This window comes from Massilia sp. 01N417 (assembly GCF_056399645.1).
Map to the genome: position 1 here is coordinate 156,941 of NZ_JBFTRS010000001.1, position 13,464 is coordinate 170,404.

Sequence of the window (13,464 nt, forward strand, 5' to 3'; positions counted from 1 at the left end):
GCCATGAACGCTATTCCGGTGCCTGAGCTGCAGCATCGTACGGTGCTGCTTGACGAAGCAGTCGATGCGCTGAACCTCGAAGGTGAGCGCGCATCCGGTACTTATATAGATGGCACGTTCGGCCGCGGCGGTCACAGCCGGCTGATCCTGTCGAAGCTGGCCCCGGACGGGCGCCTGATCGCCTTCGACAAGGACCTGCAGGCGATCGCCACTGCCGAACAGATTACCGACCCGCGTTTCTCGATCGTGCACGACAGCTTTGCGACGATGGTTGACGCACTGGCGGCACGCGGAATCGCCCGGGTCGACGGCATTCTGCTGGACCTCGGCATCTCGTCGCCCCAGGTGGACGACGCCAGCCGCGGTTTCAGCTTCCGCAACGACGGTCCACTGGACATGCGGATGGATACGACACGGGGCATCTCGGCCGCCGAATGGCTGGCCGTGGTGGACGAAAGACAACTGGAAAAGGTGATTCGGGATTATGGGGAAGAACGGTTTGCTTTTCAGATTGCAAAGGCGATTGTTGCTCGCCGGGCAGTCGAGCCAATTTCAAGCACACGACAGCTTGCCGCAATCGTGGCAAACGCGGTCAAAACCCGGGAGAAAGGCAAGGATCCGGCAACCCGCACCTTTCAGGCTGTCCGGATTTTCATCAATCAAGAGCTTGAGGACCTTGAAGCAGGTCTGAACGCTGCCTACGAGCTGCTCGCGCCCGCGGCGCGCATGTCGGTCATCAGCTTCCATTCGCTGGAAGACCGCATGGTCAAGCAGTTCCTGGCATCGAAGGCCAAGGTCGAGCAGCCGGACCGCCGGCTGCCGATCCGCGCCGTCGATCTGCCTCAGCCCTTGATGAAGCTGGTCAAGAAGACCAAGCCGTCCGGCCCCGAGGTCGAGGCCAACCCGCGCGCCCGCTCGGCGGTGCTGCGCGTGGCCGAGCGGCTGGGAGGTCCGGCATGATCGGCAAGATCAACGTCGTGCTGACCACGGTGCTGGTCGGCTGCGCGCTGTCGGTCGTGAACGCCCGCTACCAGCGCAACCACCTCGTCAACGACATCGAAAAACTGGCGACCCAGCAGCGCCAGCTCGACATCGACTGGTCCCAGCTCCAGCTCGACCAGTCCACCCTCGGCAAGAACGAGCGCATCGAGCAGATCGCGCGCGTCAACCTGAACATGGCGCCCCTGAGCCCGGCGCGCACGCAGTACCTGACGGAAGGCGGCAAATGAAGTCGAGCGCCGGCAATTCCCGCTCCAATTCCCGCGTCGCCGCCTCCAAGGGCGTGGCATTCTCGAAGAGCCCGGTGCTCGCCGTGCGCCTGCCCGACTGGCGCTCGCGCGTCGTGCTGTTCGTGCTGTTCGCCGCCTTCGCGGCCCTGGCCGGCCGCGCGCTGTGGGTCCAGGTCGCCGACAATAAATTCCTGCAGGAGCAGGGCGCCAACCGCTACATGCGCACCCAGGAGCTGCCGGCCACGCGCGGCAAGATCTTCGACCGCAACGGCATGGTGCTGGCGTCTTCGCTGCCAGTAAAGTCGGTCTCGGTCTTCACCGAAGACTACAAGGCCAATCCGGCCTCGCCGCAAACGGTGCGCGAACTGGCGCGCCTGCTCGAGATGCCGGAAGCGGAACTGCAGAAGAAGCTGAACTCCCAGCGCAGCTACGTCTACCTGAAGCGCCAGGTCGAGATGGACGTCGTCGCCAAGATCGAGGCGCTCGGCATCGACGGCCTCGACACCCGCAAGGAATACAAGCGCTACTACCCGCAGGGCGAGGTGATGACCCACATGGTCGGCTTCACCAACGTCGAGGACGTGGGCCAGGAAGCGATGGAGCTGGCGCAGCAGAAGTCGCTGGCCGGCCAGCCGGGCAGCCGCCGCGTGATCAAGGACCGCCTCGGCCGCATCGTCGAGGACGTCGGCATGTCGCGCGAGCCGCACGACGGCAAGGACCTGACCCTGTCGGTCGACAGCAAGCTGCAGTACATCGCCTTCAACAGCATCAAGAACGCGGTCGAGAAATTCCAGGCCAAGGCCGGCGCCGCCGTGGTGCTGGACGTGCACACCGGCGAGGTGCTGGCGCTGGCCAACTGGCCGACCTACGATCCGAACAACCGCGCCCACCTGACCGGCGAGCAGCTGCGCAACCGCGTCATCACCGACACCTTCGAGCCGGGTTCGACCTTCAAGCCCTTCACGGTGTCGCTGGCGCTCGACAAGGGCCTGATCACGCCGAACACCATGATCGACACCGGCAACGGCCGCTACATCGTGAGCGGGAAGCCGATCCGCGATACCCATCCGCACGGCGTCATCGACATCGGCACCATCATCCAGAAGTCGTCCAACATCGGCACCTCGAAGATCTCGCAGATGATGTCGGCCCAGGACATGTGGGAGATGTTCACCAAGGTCGGCCTGGGCCAGGCGCCGCGCTTCGGCTTCCCGGGCGCGGTGGCCGGCCGCGTGCGTCCCTATAAATCCTGGCGTCCGGTGGAGCAGGCCAACATGTCCTTCGGCCAGGGCATCTCGATGTCGCTGCTGCAGCTGGCGCGCGCCTACATGATCTTCGCGCGCGACGGCGACCTGATCCCGCTGTCGTTCCAGAAGGTGACCGAGAAGCCGGTCGGCCAGCAGATCATTTCGCCGAAGACCGCGAGCCAGATGCGCGTCATGCTCGAATCCGTGGTGAGCCCGGAAGGCACGGCCTCGCAGGCCCAGGTGGCCGGCTACCGCATCGGCGGCAAGACCGGCACGGCGCAGAAGGTCATCGACGGCCGCTATTCGCAGACCCGCTACGTCGGCAACTTCGTCGGCATCGCGCCGATGTCGAACCCGCGCTTCATCATCGCGGTCATGATCGACGACCCGCGCGGCCCCTTCCACACCGGTGGCGCAGTGGCGGCGCCGACCTTCGCGACACTCGCGGCGAATGCGCTGAGGGCGGCCAACGTTCCACCGGATTCGACGGTCACCGACATCATCATTCCGGACCATCCTCTCGAGGAGAGCAATTGATGACGCCTCAGTTGAAGATGAATCTGAACGACATCTGCCAATGGATCCGCGCCGCCGCACCAGGCGGCCGTCTCGTTTCCGACTCCCGCCGCGTGGGCCGCGGCGACGTCTTTTTCGCCTATCCGGGCGAGGGCGCCGCCGATGGCCGCAACTACATCCGTTCGGCGCTCGAGAAGGGCGCGGCCGCGGTGGTGTTTGAAGCGCGCGATTTCGCCTGGGCCGAGTCGGACGAGATACCCCATCTGGCGGTGCCCGGGCTGAAGAAGAACGCCGGCGCCATCGCCCATGCCTGGTATGGCCAGCCGGACGCCGGCATGTTCACCGTGGGCGTGACCGGCACCAACGGCAAGACCTCGATCGCACTGTGGACCGCGCAGGCGCTGGCCCGCCTGGGCAGCGTCGACGAAGGCGTGGGCGTGATCGGCACGCTGGGCGTCGGCCTGGTGCGCGCACGCTTGGAAGCCGAATTCGACGCCACCGGCTACACTACGCCCGACGCGGTGCTGCTGGCGACCCGCCTGGCCGGCCTGCGCGATGCCGGCGCGCGCGCGCTGGCGATCGAGGTGTCGTCGATCGGCCTGGTCGAGGAACGCACGGCCGGCATGCATTTCGACGTCGCCGTGTTCACCAACCTGACCCGCGACCACCTCGACTACCACGGCGACATGGCCAGCTACGAAGCGGCCAAGCTGAAGCTGTTCGAATGGCCGGGCCTGAAGCACGCCGTGCTGAACCTGGACGACGCGGCGGGCGGCCGCATCGCGGCCCACCTGCGCGCCAACTACCCGCAAGTGGCCGTCACCGGCTACACCGTGCGCGGCGAGGACGAGCAGCCGGCCATCGACGGCGTGAGCATGCTGCGCGCCTCGCAGCTGCGCTCGCGTCCGGCCGGCACCGAGTTCCACGTCGACACGCCGGCAGGCGGCGCGCTGGCCCGCACCCGCCTGGTGGGCCACTTCAACGTCAGCAATGCGCTGGCGGTGCTGGGGGTGCTGCTGGCCAAGGGCACGCCGCTGCGCGCCGCGCTGGACGCGATCGAAGGCCTGGCCCCGGCCCCGGGCCGCATGCAGCAGATCGGCGGCGCGGATGCACCGCTGGTCGTGATCGACTACGCGCACACCCCGGACGCGCTGGAAAAGGCGCTGGCCGCGCTGCGCCAGGTGGCGCACGAGCGCGGCGGCCAGCTGTGGTGCGTGTTCGGCTGCGGCGGCGACCGCGATCCGGGCAAGCGCCCGCAGATGGGCGCGATCGCCCAGATGGCCGACCACGTGCTGGTGACCAGCGATAACCCGCGCAGCGAAGAGCCGCGCGCGATCATCGAACAGATCGTCGCCGGCATGGACCCGCACCATCCGGGCTCGACCTGGCAGGCGATCGAGGACCGCGCCGCCGCCATCCTGTCGGCGGTGAAGCATGCCGGCAAGCCGGACGTGATCCTGCTGGCCGGGAAGGGGCATGAGCCCTACCAGGAAATCAAAGGCCGGAAGATTCCTTTTTCCGATGCCGACCACGCCGCGCTGGCCCTGAGCGCGCGGTTGACGATGATGAGGGTAAGTTAAATGCGCGGCACGCTCGAAGAACTGAATGAAGCGCTCGCCGCCTCGATGGCTGAAGTGCGCATGACGCGCGACGCCGCTTTCGAAGGCGTGTCGACCGACAGCCGCACGGTACAAGCCGGCGCGCTGTTCGTCGCGCTGCGCGGCGAAACCTTCGACGCCCACGACTTCCTCGACCAGGTCGCTGCAAGGAATGTGGCGGCGGTGGTGGTCGAGAAGCTGCCCGAGAATTTCCCGCTGCCGGCCCTGGTGGTGCCGGACACGCTGGCGGCCCTGGGCCGCATCGGCAATGTGTGGCGCAGCCAGTTCGACATCCCGGTCATCGGCGTCACCGGCAGCAACGGCAAGACCACGGTCAAGGAGATGATCGCCTCCATCCTGGCCGCCGCCTTCGGCGAGGAAGCGCGCCTGGCCACACAGGGCAACCTGAACAACGAGATCGGCGTGCCGCTGACGGTGATGCGCCTGACCGGCGCGCACAAGGCCGCCGTGGTCGAACTGGGCATGAACCACCCCGGCGAAATCGCCCGCCTGGCCGCCATCGCGGCGCCCACCGTCGCCCTGGTCAACAACGCCCAGCGCGAGCACCAGGAATTCATGCACACCGTGGAAGCGGTGGCGCGCGAGAACGGCTCGGTGCTGGCGGCCCTGCCGGAAGGCGGCGTGGCCGTGTTTCCGGGGGATGATGAGTACACGGGCTTGTGGCGTGGGCTGGCTGGTGGGCGTGAGGTGCTGACCTTCGGTCTGTCCGAAGGCTGCGACGTTCGCGCCACGTACACGCCGAACAGCTTCGGCGCTGACCTCGAAGTTACGTCGTCCCCGCGCAGGCGGGGATCCAGGTTCGGCGCCGCAGACGAGCAAGCAAACCTGGATTCCCGCCTTCGCGGGAACGACGGCGAGGCGAGCGGTAACGACGAGACGTTCACCATCCACCTCTCCGCCGCCGGCGAACACAACGTCCGCAACGCCCTGGCCGCCTGCGCCTGCGCACTGGCCGCCGGCATCCCGGTCGACGCCATCGTGCGCGGCCTGGAAGCTTTCGCGCCCGTCAGCGGCCGCCTGCAGCGCAAGCAGGCCGCGGTCGGCGCAACCGTGATCGACGACAGCTATAACGCCAACCCGGATTCGGTGCGCGCCGCCATCGACGTGCTCGCAGGGGCCGCCGCCCCGCGCATCCTGGTGCTGGGCGATATGGGCGAAGTCGGCACGCAGGGACCGCAGTTCCATGAAGAGATCGGTGCCTACGCGGCAAGCCGCGGCATCGAGTCCGTCCTCGTCACCGGCGCATTGGCGCGCCACATGACGGGTGCGGGCGCGCAACACTTTGAGCAGTTCGACGATTTATTGGCAGCACTGGACAAGCAACTGGGCAGCAAATCCGACGCAACTGTGTTGGTGAAGGGCTCGCGCTTCATGAAAATGGAACGCGTGGTCCAACATCTCGTTCAATCACAAAACACTGGCAAGGATTCTCACTAAATGCTTCTCTGGCTCGCACAATATTTCCAGGACTATGTCGGTCCGATGCGGATTTTTAACTACATCACCTTCCGCGCCGTGTTCGCGACCATCACCGCGATCGCCATCGGCCTGCTGTGCGGTCCGGTGGTGATCCGCAAGCTGACCGAGATGAAGGTCGGCCAGGCGGTGCGCACCTACGGTCCGCAGACCCACCTGGCCAAGCACGGCACCCCGACCATGGGCGGCGTGCTGGTCCTGATCGCGATCGGCATCTCGACCCTGCTGTGGTGCGACCTGTCGAACCGCCTGATCTGGCCGGTGCTGGTGGTCACGCTCGGCTTCGGCGCGATCGGCTGGGTCGACGACTACCGCAAGGTGGTCTACAAGGACCCCGAAGGCATGCGTTCGGGCGAAAAATACTTCTGGATGTCGCTGATCGGCATCACGTCCTCGCTCTACCTGGCGTTCTCGGTCTCGGCCGCGACCCCGTGGGAAGTGTGGCAGCTGTTCTTCGCCTGGGTGCAGTCGGGCTTCTCGATGGACCTGCCGCCGAAGGCCGACCTGATCGTCCCCTTCTTCAAGAGCATCAGCTATCCGCTGGGCGTGTGGGGCTTCATCGCGCTGACCTATTGCGTGATCGTGGGCGCTTCGAACGCGGTCAACTTCACCGACGGCCTGGACGGCCTGGCCATCATGCCGACCGTGATGGTGGGCGGCGCCCTGGGCCTGTTCGCCTACCTGACCGGTAACGCCACCTATTCGAAATACCTGTTCATCCCGCACATCCCGGGCGCCGGCGAACTGCTGATCTTCTGCGGCGCGATGGCGGGCGCGGGCCTGGCCTTCCTCTGGTATAACGCGCACCCGGCGCAGATGTTCATGGGCGACGTCGGCGCGCTGGCGCTGGGCGGCGCGCTCGGCACCATCGCCGTCATCGTGCGCCAGGAGATCGTGCTGTTCATCATGGGCGGCGTGTTCGTGGCCGAGACCCTGTCGGTGATCATCCAGGTGAGCTGGTTCAAGTACACCAAGAAGCGTTACGGGGCCGGCCGCCGCGTGTTCCTGATGGCGCCGCTGCACCACCATTTCGAACAGAAGGGCTGGAAGGAAACCAAGGTCGTGGCGCGTTTCTGGATCGTGACCATCATCCTGGTCTTGATCGGCATCTCGACCCTCAAACTGCGTTAAACCGGGAATTGTTGACCGAACGATGAACTACGAAGGCAAAACCGCACTGGTACTCGGACTTGGCGAATCGGGCCTCGCGATGGCGCAATGGCTGGCGCGTTGCGGCGCCCAGGTGCGCGTGGCCGATACGCGCGCCGAGCCGCAGCGCCTGTTCGCGCTGCGCCAGGCCGTGCCGGCTGCGGACTTCATCGGCGGCGCCTTTACCGGTGCGCTGCTGGACGGCGTCGACTTCGTCGCCGTCAGCCCGGGACTGGCGCCGGAGCGCGAGCTGGAAGACATCGCGCCGGCTGCGGCCGCCCGCAACATCCCCATGTGGGGCGAGATCGAGCTGTTCGCCCAGGCGCTGTCCGACCTGAAGACCACTCGCGGCTATGCGCCGAAAGTCATCGCCATCACCGGCACCAACGGCAAGACCACCGTGACGAGCCTGACCGGCCTGCTGTGCCGCCGCGCCGGCTTCAGCACCCGCGTGGCCGGCAACATCAGCCCGGCCGCGCTGGACGTGCTGCGCGAAGTGCTGGATAAGGATGAACTGCCGCAGGCCTGGGTGCTGGAACTGTCCAGCTTCCAGCTGCACACCACCTTCAGCCTGAACCCGGACGCCGCCACCGTCCTGAACGTGACCCAGGACCACCTGGACTGGCACGGCAGCATGACCGCCTACGCCTTCGACAAGGCGCGCATCTTCGGCAAGGACACGGTCCGCGTGCTGAACCGCGACGACGCCACCGTGATGCGGATGACGAATCCGGATGCGGCGGTTACCACCTTCGGTACGGGCGAACCGGACGCGCCGGGCAGCTTCGGCCTGGTGAACGAGCGCGGCGTGCTGTGGCTGGCCAATGCCAATCCGGCCGAGGAGCCGGAAAAGAAACGCAAGAAAAATGAGCCGGAAGAGCCGCAGGAAGTGGTGATCAACCGCCTGATGCCGGCCGACGCGCTGCGCATCCGCGGCATCCACAACGCTTCCAACGCGCTGGCCGCGCTGGCCCTGTGCCGCGCCTGCGGCCTGCCGCTGGCGCCGCTGCTGCACGGCCTGCGCGAATACCAGGGCGAACCGCACCGCGTCGAACTGGTCGCCAGCATCGACGACGTCGAGTACTACGACGACAGCAAGGGCACCAATGTCGGCGCCACCGTCGCCGCGCTGGAAGGCCTGGGCCAGACCTTCGGCGAGACCGGCCGCCAGATCCTCCTGATCGCCGGCGGCGACGGCAAGGGCCAGGACTTCGCACCGCTGGCCGCGCCGTGCTCGCGCTATGTCAAGGCGGTGCTGCTGATCGGCCGCGATGCGCCGGCGATCAAGGCCGCCGTCGAAGCGAGCGGCGTGCCGTGCTTCGACCTGCCGGGCCTGCCGGAAGCGACGCGCCGTGCCAGCGGCCTGGCCAGGCCGGGCGACGTCGTGCTGCTGTCGCCGGCCTGCGCCAGCCTGGACATGTTCACCAATTACGCGCACCGCGCCCAGGTCTTCGTCGATACCGTGCGCGAGATCGCGCTCGAGAAGGGGCAGGACATCTGATGGCTTTCCAGCTTCCCTTCAAGTTTGGCGCTTCCTCGGACGATGCGGCGATCGCCGCGCGTGCGCGGCCGTCGCGCATGATGGAATACGACCAGCCGCTGGTCTGGGTCGTGGTTCTCTTGATGCTGTTCGGGATGGTGATGGTGTATTCGGCGTCGATCGCGCTGCCGGATTCGCCCAAGTTCGCCTACCTGGGCGGCAAGAACAACTACTTCCTGCTGCGCCAGGCGATGTTCATCGCGGTCTCGCTGCTGTTCGGCCTGTTCGCCTTCCGCATCCCGGTGGCGGTATGGCAGCGCTTTGCGCCGCTGATGTTCGTCGTCACCCTGATCATGCTGGCCATCGTGCTGGTGCCGGGCGTCGGCGTCTCGGTGAACGGCGCGCGCCGCTGGCTGCCTTTGCGTATCGGCCAGCCGTCCGAGATCATGAAGGTGGTGGCGGTGCTGTATGCCGCCGACTTCACGGTGCGCAAGCAGCAGTACATGCACAAGCTGACCAAGGGCTTCATGCCGATGGCCGCCGCGATGGCGCTGGTCGGCGTGCTGCTCCTGCTCGAGCCCGACCTCGGCGCCTTCGGCGTGATCGTCTGCATCTCGATGGGCATCCTGTTCCTGGGCGGCTTCAACATGATCTGGTTCGGCGGCATCGGCGCCGTGCTGGTGCTGGTGTTCTCGACCATCATCGCGCTCTCGCCCTTCCGCCGCGCCCGCATGTTCGCCTACATGAATCCGTGGGAAGAGGGCAATGCGCTCGACAAGGCCTACCAGCTGACGCACTCGCTGATCGCCTTCGGCCGCGGCGAGCTGTTCGGCGTCGGACTGGGCGGCAGCGTCGAGAAGCTGCACTACCTGCCGGAAGCGCATACCGACTTCATCATGGCCGTGATCGGCGAGGAACTCGGCCTGGCCGGCGTGCTGGTCGTGGTCGGCCTGTTCTACTGGCTGGTCAAGCGCGCCTTCGACATCGGCCGCCAGGCGATCGCGCTGGAGCAGCATTTCGCCGGCCTGGCCGCGAAGGGCATCGGCATCTGGCTGGGCGTGCAGGTCTTCATCAACATGGGCGTGAACCTCGGCCTGCTGCCGACCAAGGGCCTGACCCTGCCGCTGATGAGCTACGGCGGTTCGGGCCTGATGTTCAACTGCGTCGGCCTGGCGATCCTGCTGCGCATCGATTACGAAAACCGCGTCCGCATGCGCGGCGGCCGCCAGGGAGCGATCAAATGACCAAGCGCCTGATGATCATGGCGGCCGGCACCGGCGGCCACATCTTCCCCGGCATCGCGATCGCCCAGTCGATGCGCGAGCGCGGCTGGGAAGTAAGCTGGCTGGGCACCGCCCACGGCATGGAGAAGGACATCGTGCCGAAGCACGGCATCCCGATGGACAGCATCGACTTCGCCGGCCTGCGCGGCAAGGGCCTGGGCCACACCATCTCGGGCGCCTTCAAGATGCTGGGCGCGTTCGCCGCCTGCCGCCGGTTCATCGCCGCCCGCAAGCCGGACGTGGTGCTGGGCATGGGCGGCTACGTGACCGTGCCGGGCGGGATGATGGCGCGTTCGCGCGGCGTGCCGCTGGCGCTGGTGAATGCCGACGCCGCGCTGCTGCTGTCGAACAAGACCCTGGCCCCGATGGCCCAGCGCGTGCTGTTCGGCTTCCCGGCCGACTTCGGTAAGGCGGCCGGCAAGGCGGTCGTCACCGGCAACCCGGTGCGCAAGGAAATCCTGGAGATGCCGTCGCCGGGCCACCGCTTCGCCAATCGCAGCGGCCCGCTGAACATCCTGGTGGTGGGCGGCAGCCTGGGCGCGAAAGTCCTGAACGACAGCGTGCCGGCGGCCCTGGCCCTGATCCCGGAAGGTCTGCGTCCCGTGGTGACCCACCAGTCGGGCAAGAAGAACATCGAGGCCCTGCGCGCGGCCTATGCAGGCGCGGGCGTGCAGGCCAACGTGGTCGACTTCATCGACGACATGGCGGCCGAGTACGCGAATGCCGACCTGGTGATCTGCCGCGCCGGCGCGATCACGGTGTCGGAACTGACCGCCGCCGGCGTCGCCAGCGTGCTGGTGCCTTTCATCGCCAGCACCACCAGCCACCAGCGCGACAACGCGATCTGGATGGCGGGACAGAAGGCGGCGATCCACTTGCCGCAGGGCGAACTGAACCCGCAGCAGCTGGCGAAGCTGCTGCAAACGACCTCCCGCGACGACTGCCTGAAGATGGCGGAAGCGGCGCAGGCAGTCGGCCGGCGCGACGCCAATGCGGCGATCGCGCAGGTGCTGGAAGAACTGAGCAAAGGCAGCAAATGAAACACAAGATCAAACACATTCACTTCGTCGGCATCGGCGGCAGCGGCATGAGCGGCATCGCCGAAGTGCTGCTGAACCTCGGCTACAAGGTGTCCGGCTCGGACCTGGCCTCGAACGCCGCCAGCCAGCGCCTGCTTGAGCTGGGCGCGACGGTCCACATCGGCCACGCGCAAGAGCACGTGCGCGGCGCCGACGCCGTGGTCACCTCGACCGCCGTCAACGAAGCGAACCCGGAAGTGGTGGCCGCACGCGCCGCCAAGGTCCCCGTGGTGCCGCGCGCCATCATGCTGGGCGAACTGATGCGCCTGAAGCGCGGCATCGCGATCGCCGGTACCCACGGCAAGACCACCACCACCAGCCTGGTCGCCTCGGTGCTGGCCGAAGGCGGCATGGACCCGACCTTCGTGATCGGCGGCCGCCTGAACAGCGCCGGCGCCAACGCCAAGCTGGGCACCGGCGACTACATCGTGGCCGAGGCCGACGAGTCCGACGCCTCCTTCCTGAACCTGTCGCCGATGATCGAGGTGATCACCAACATCGACGCCGACCACATGGACACCTACGAGCACGACTTCGAGAAGCTGAAGGCCGCGTTCGTGAACTTCACCCACCGCCTGCCGTTCTACGGCCGCGCGATGATGTGCATCGACGACGCCAACGTGCGCGCCATCCTGCCGCAGGTGACCAAGCCGGTGACGACCTACGGCTTCTCGGAAGATGCGGAGGTGCGCGCGCTGGACGCCCACGCCGACGGCACCCGCATGCGTTTCACGGTGCGCCAGGAAGGCTATCCGGACACCACCTTCGTGCTGAATCAGCCCGGCATGCACAATGTGCTGAACGCCTGCTCGGCGATCGCGATCGCGCGCGAGATCGGCGTCCCGGACGAAGCCACGGCCAAGGGCCTGGCGGACTTCCGCGGCGTCGGCCGCCGCTTCACCCGCTATGGCGAGATCCCGCTGGAATCCGGCGGCAGCTTCACCCTGGTGGACGACTACGGCCACCACCCGGTCGAAGCCCAGGTGACCCTGGCGGCGGCGCGTGCGGCCTATCCGGGCCGGCGCCTGCTGCTGGCCTTCCAGCCGCACCGCTATACCCGCACCCGCGACCTGTTCGAGGACTTCGTCAAGGTCCTGGCGGCGCCGGACGTGCTGCTGCTGGCCGAGGTGTACGCGGCCGGCGAAACCCCGATCGTGGCGGCCGATGGCCGTGCGCTGTCGCGCGCGCTGCGCGCCGGCAGCCAGATCGAACCGATTTTCGTGGAATCGATCGCCGACATGCCGGCGACGATCCTGAAGGTCGCGCGCGACGGCGACGTCGTGCTGACCATGGGCGCCGGCTCGATCGGCGGCGTTCCGCATCAACTCATTCAGCAACAAAATCAGCTTCAAAAGGTTCAATCGTGAGCGCATCTCTTCTCACTCCATCTGAAATCGCCGAACTCGGCAAGGTCGCCGTCCTGTTCGGCGGCCGCTCGGCCGAGCGCGAGATCTCGATCCTGTCCGGCACCGGCGTGCTGCAGGCCCTGCAATCGAAGGGCGTGGACGCCCATGCCTTCGATCCGGCCGAGCGCTCGCTGGCCGAACTGGCCGCCGAAAAATTCGACCGCGTCTTCATCGCGCTGCACGGCCGCTACGGCGAGGACGGCAGCCTGCAGGGCGCCCTCGAGCAGCTCGGCATCCCCTATACCGGCAGCGGCGTGATGGCCTCGAGCGTCGGCATGGACAAGATCACCACCAAGATCGTCTGGCTGGCGAACGGCGTCTCGACGCCGAAATACGCCGTCATCGACGACAACACGGACCTGGACAAGGTGGTGGCCGACCTCGGCCTGCCGCTGATCGTCAAGGCGCCGCTGGAAGGCTCGAGCATCGGCATCACCAAGGTGACCCGCCGGGAAGAGCTGCAGGCGGCCGTCGAGCTGTCCCGCAAGTACGATGCGCGCGTGCTGGCCGAGCAGTTCATCGAAGGCCGCGAATTCTCGGTGCCGCTGCTGGGCAGCGGTCCCGGCGCCCGCGCGCTGCCGATCATCGAGATCGTCGCCCCGGAAGGCAATTACGACTACCAGAACAAGTACTTCACGGACGACACCAAGTACTACTGCCCGGCGCCGCTGGACGCGGACCTGAGCGCCGCGATCCAGCGCGAGGTCGAGAAGGCCTACCGCGCCCTCGGCTGCGAAGGCTGGAGCCGCATCGACGTGCTGCTGCGCGAGTCCGACCAGCAGTTCTTCCTGCTGGAAGTGAACACCTCGCCGGGCATGACCTCGCACTCGCTGGTGCCGATGGCGGCGCGCGCGGAGGGCACCAGCTATGAGGACCTGTGCGTCGAGATCCTGCGCTCGGCGTCGCTGAAGATCGGTCGGGCCGCGATCGGCCGGGCCGCGATCGGTCGGGCCGCGATCGGCAAGGAAAAGGCGTAAGAC

At 67.0% G+C, this 13,464-nt stretch carries 11 protein-coding genes; all 11 read left to right on the plus strand.

The window, feature by feature from the left end; genetic code table 11:
• Positions 1–3: 3 nt before the first annotated feature.
• The 11 genes from rsmH to AC1DOQ_RS00835 are packed head-to-tail and all read left to right on the plus strand — an operon-like array spanning position 4 to position 13,461.
• Complete coding sequence (gene rsmH, locus AC1DOQ_RS00785) at positions 4–960, plus strand: 16S rRNA (cytosine(1402)-N(4))-methyltransferase RsmH (RefSeq protein ID WP_477359141.1); 957 nt, start codon at positions 4–6, stop codon at positions 958–960.
• Positions 957–1,229 (plus strand): cell division protein FtsL, encoded by a 273-nt coding sequence (gene ftsL, locus AC1DOQ_RS00790; RefSeq protein WP_442122209.1) that lies wholly within the window; start codon positions 957–959, stop codon positions 1,227–1,229. The genes rsmH and ftsL overlap by 4 nt, the downstream gene beginning before the upstream one ends.
• Positions 1,226–3,013, plus strand: coding sequence for a peptidoglycan D,D-transpeptidase FtsI family protein (locus AC1DOQ_RS00795; RefSeq protein ID WP_477359144.1), 1,788 nt, complete (start codon positions 1,226–1,228; stop codon positions 3,011–3,013). Before ftsL ends, AC1DOQ_RS00795 begins: the two co-directional genes overlap by 4 nt.
• Positions 3,013–4,572: a UDP-N-acetylmuramoyl-L-alanyl-D-glutamate--2,6-diaminopimelate ligase gene (locus tag AC1DOQ_RS00800; protein WP_477359147.1), complete on the plus strand. Its 1,560-nt coding sequence runs from the start codon at positions 3,013–3,015 to the stop codon at positions 4,570–4,572. Before AC1DOQ_RS00795 ends, AC1DOQ_RS00800 begins: the two co-directional genes overlap by 1 nt.
• The gene (locus AC1DOQ_RS00805) at positions 4,573–6,048 is read left to right on the plus strand and encodes a UDP-N-acetylmuramoyl-tripeptide--D-alanyl-D-alanine ligase (protein WP_477359150.1); all 1,476 of its coding nucleotides are present in this window, start codon (positions 4,573–4,575) and stop codon (positions 6,046–6,048) included. It begins immediately after the preceding gene.
• Positions 6,049–7,218, plus strand: a complete 1,170-nt coding sequence (gene mraY, locus AC1DOQ_RS00810; protein ID WP_477359153.1) for a phospho-N-acetylmuramoyl-pentapeptide-transferase — start codon at positions 6,049–6,051, stop codon at positions 7,216–7,218.
• 22 nt (positions 7,219–7,240) lie between these two features.
• Positions 7,241–8,737 carry a UDP-N-acetylmuramoyl-L-alanine--D-glutamate ligase gene (gene murD / locus AC1DOQ_RS00815; RefSeq protein ID WP_477359156.1) on the plus strand — a complete coding sequence of 499 codons (1,497 nt, stop codon included), beginning with the start codon at positions 7,241–7,243 and terminating at the stop codon, positions 8,735–8,737.
• A complete protein-coding gene (ftsW, locus tag AC1DOQ_RS00820; protein WP_477359159.1) occupies positions 8,737–9,960 on the plus strand; it encodes a putative lipid II flippase FtsW in 1,224 nt (407 codons plus the stop codon). Before murD ends, ftsW begins: the two co-directional genes overlap by 1 nt.
• Positions 9,957–11,039, plus strand: coding sequence for an undecaprenyldiphospho-muramoylpentapeptide beta-N-acetylglucosaminyltransferase (murG, locus tag AC1DOQ_RS00825; protein ID WP_477359162.1), 1,083 nt, complete (start codon positions 9,957–9,959; stop codon positions 11,037–11,039). The genes ftsW and murG overlap by 4 nt, the downstream gene beginning before the upstream one ends.
• Entirely contained in the window at positions 11,036–12,445 is a 1,410-nt protein-coding gene (gene murC, locus AC1DOQ_RS00830) for a UDP-N-acetylmuramate--L-alanine ligase (RefSeq protein WP_477359165.1), read from the plus strand. Before murG ends, murC begins: the two co-directional genes overlap by 4 nt.
• Positions 12,442–13,461: a D-alanine--D-alanine ligase gene (locus AC1DOQ_RS00835; protein WP_477359168.1), complete on the plus strand. Its 1,020-nt coding sequence runs from the start codon at positions 12,442–12,444 to the stop codon at positions 13,459–13,461. Before murC ends, AC1DOQ_RS00835 begins: the two co-directional genes overlap by 4 nt.
• Positions 13,462–13,464: the final 3 nt, after the last annotated feature.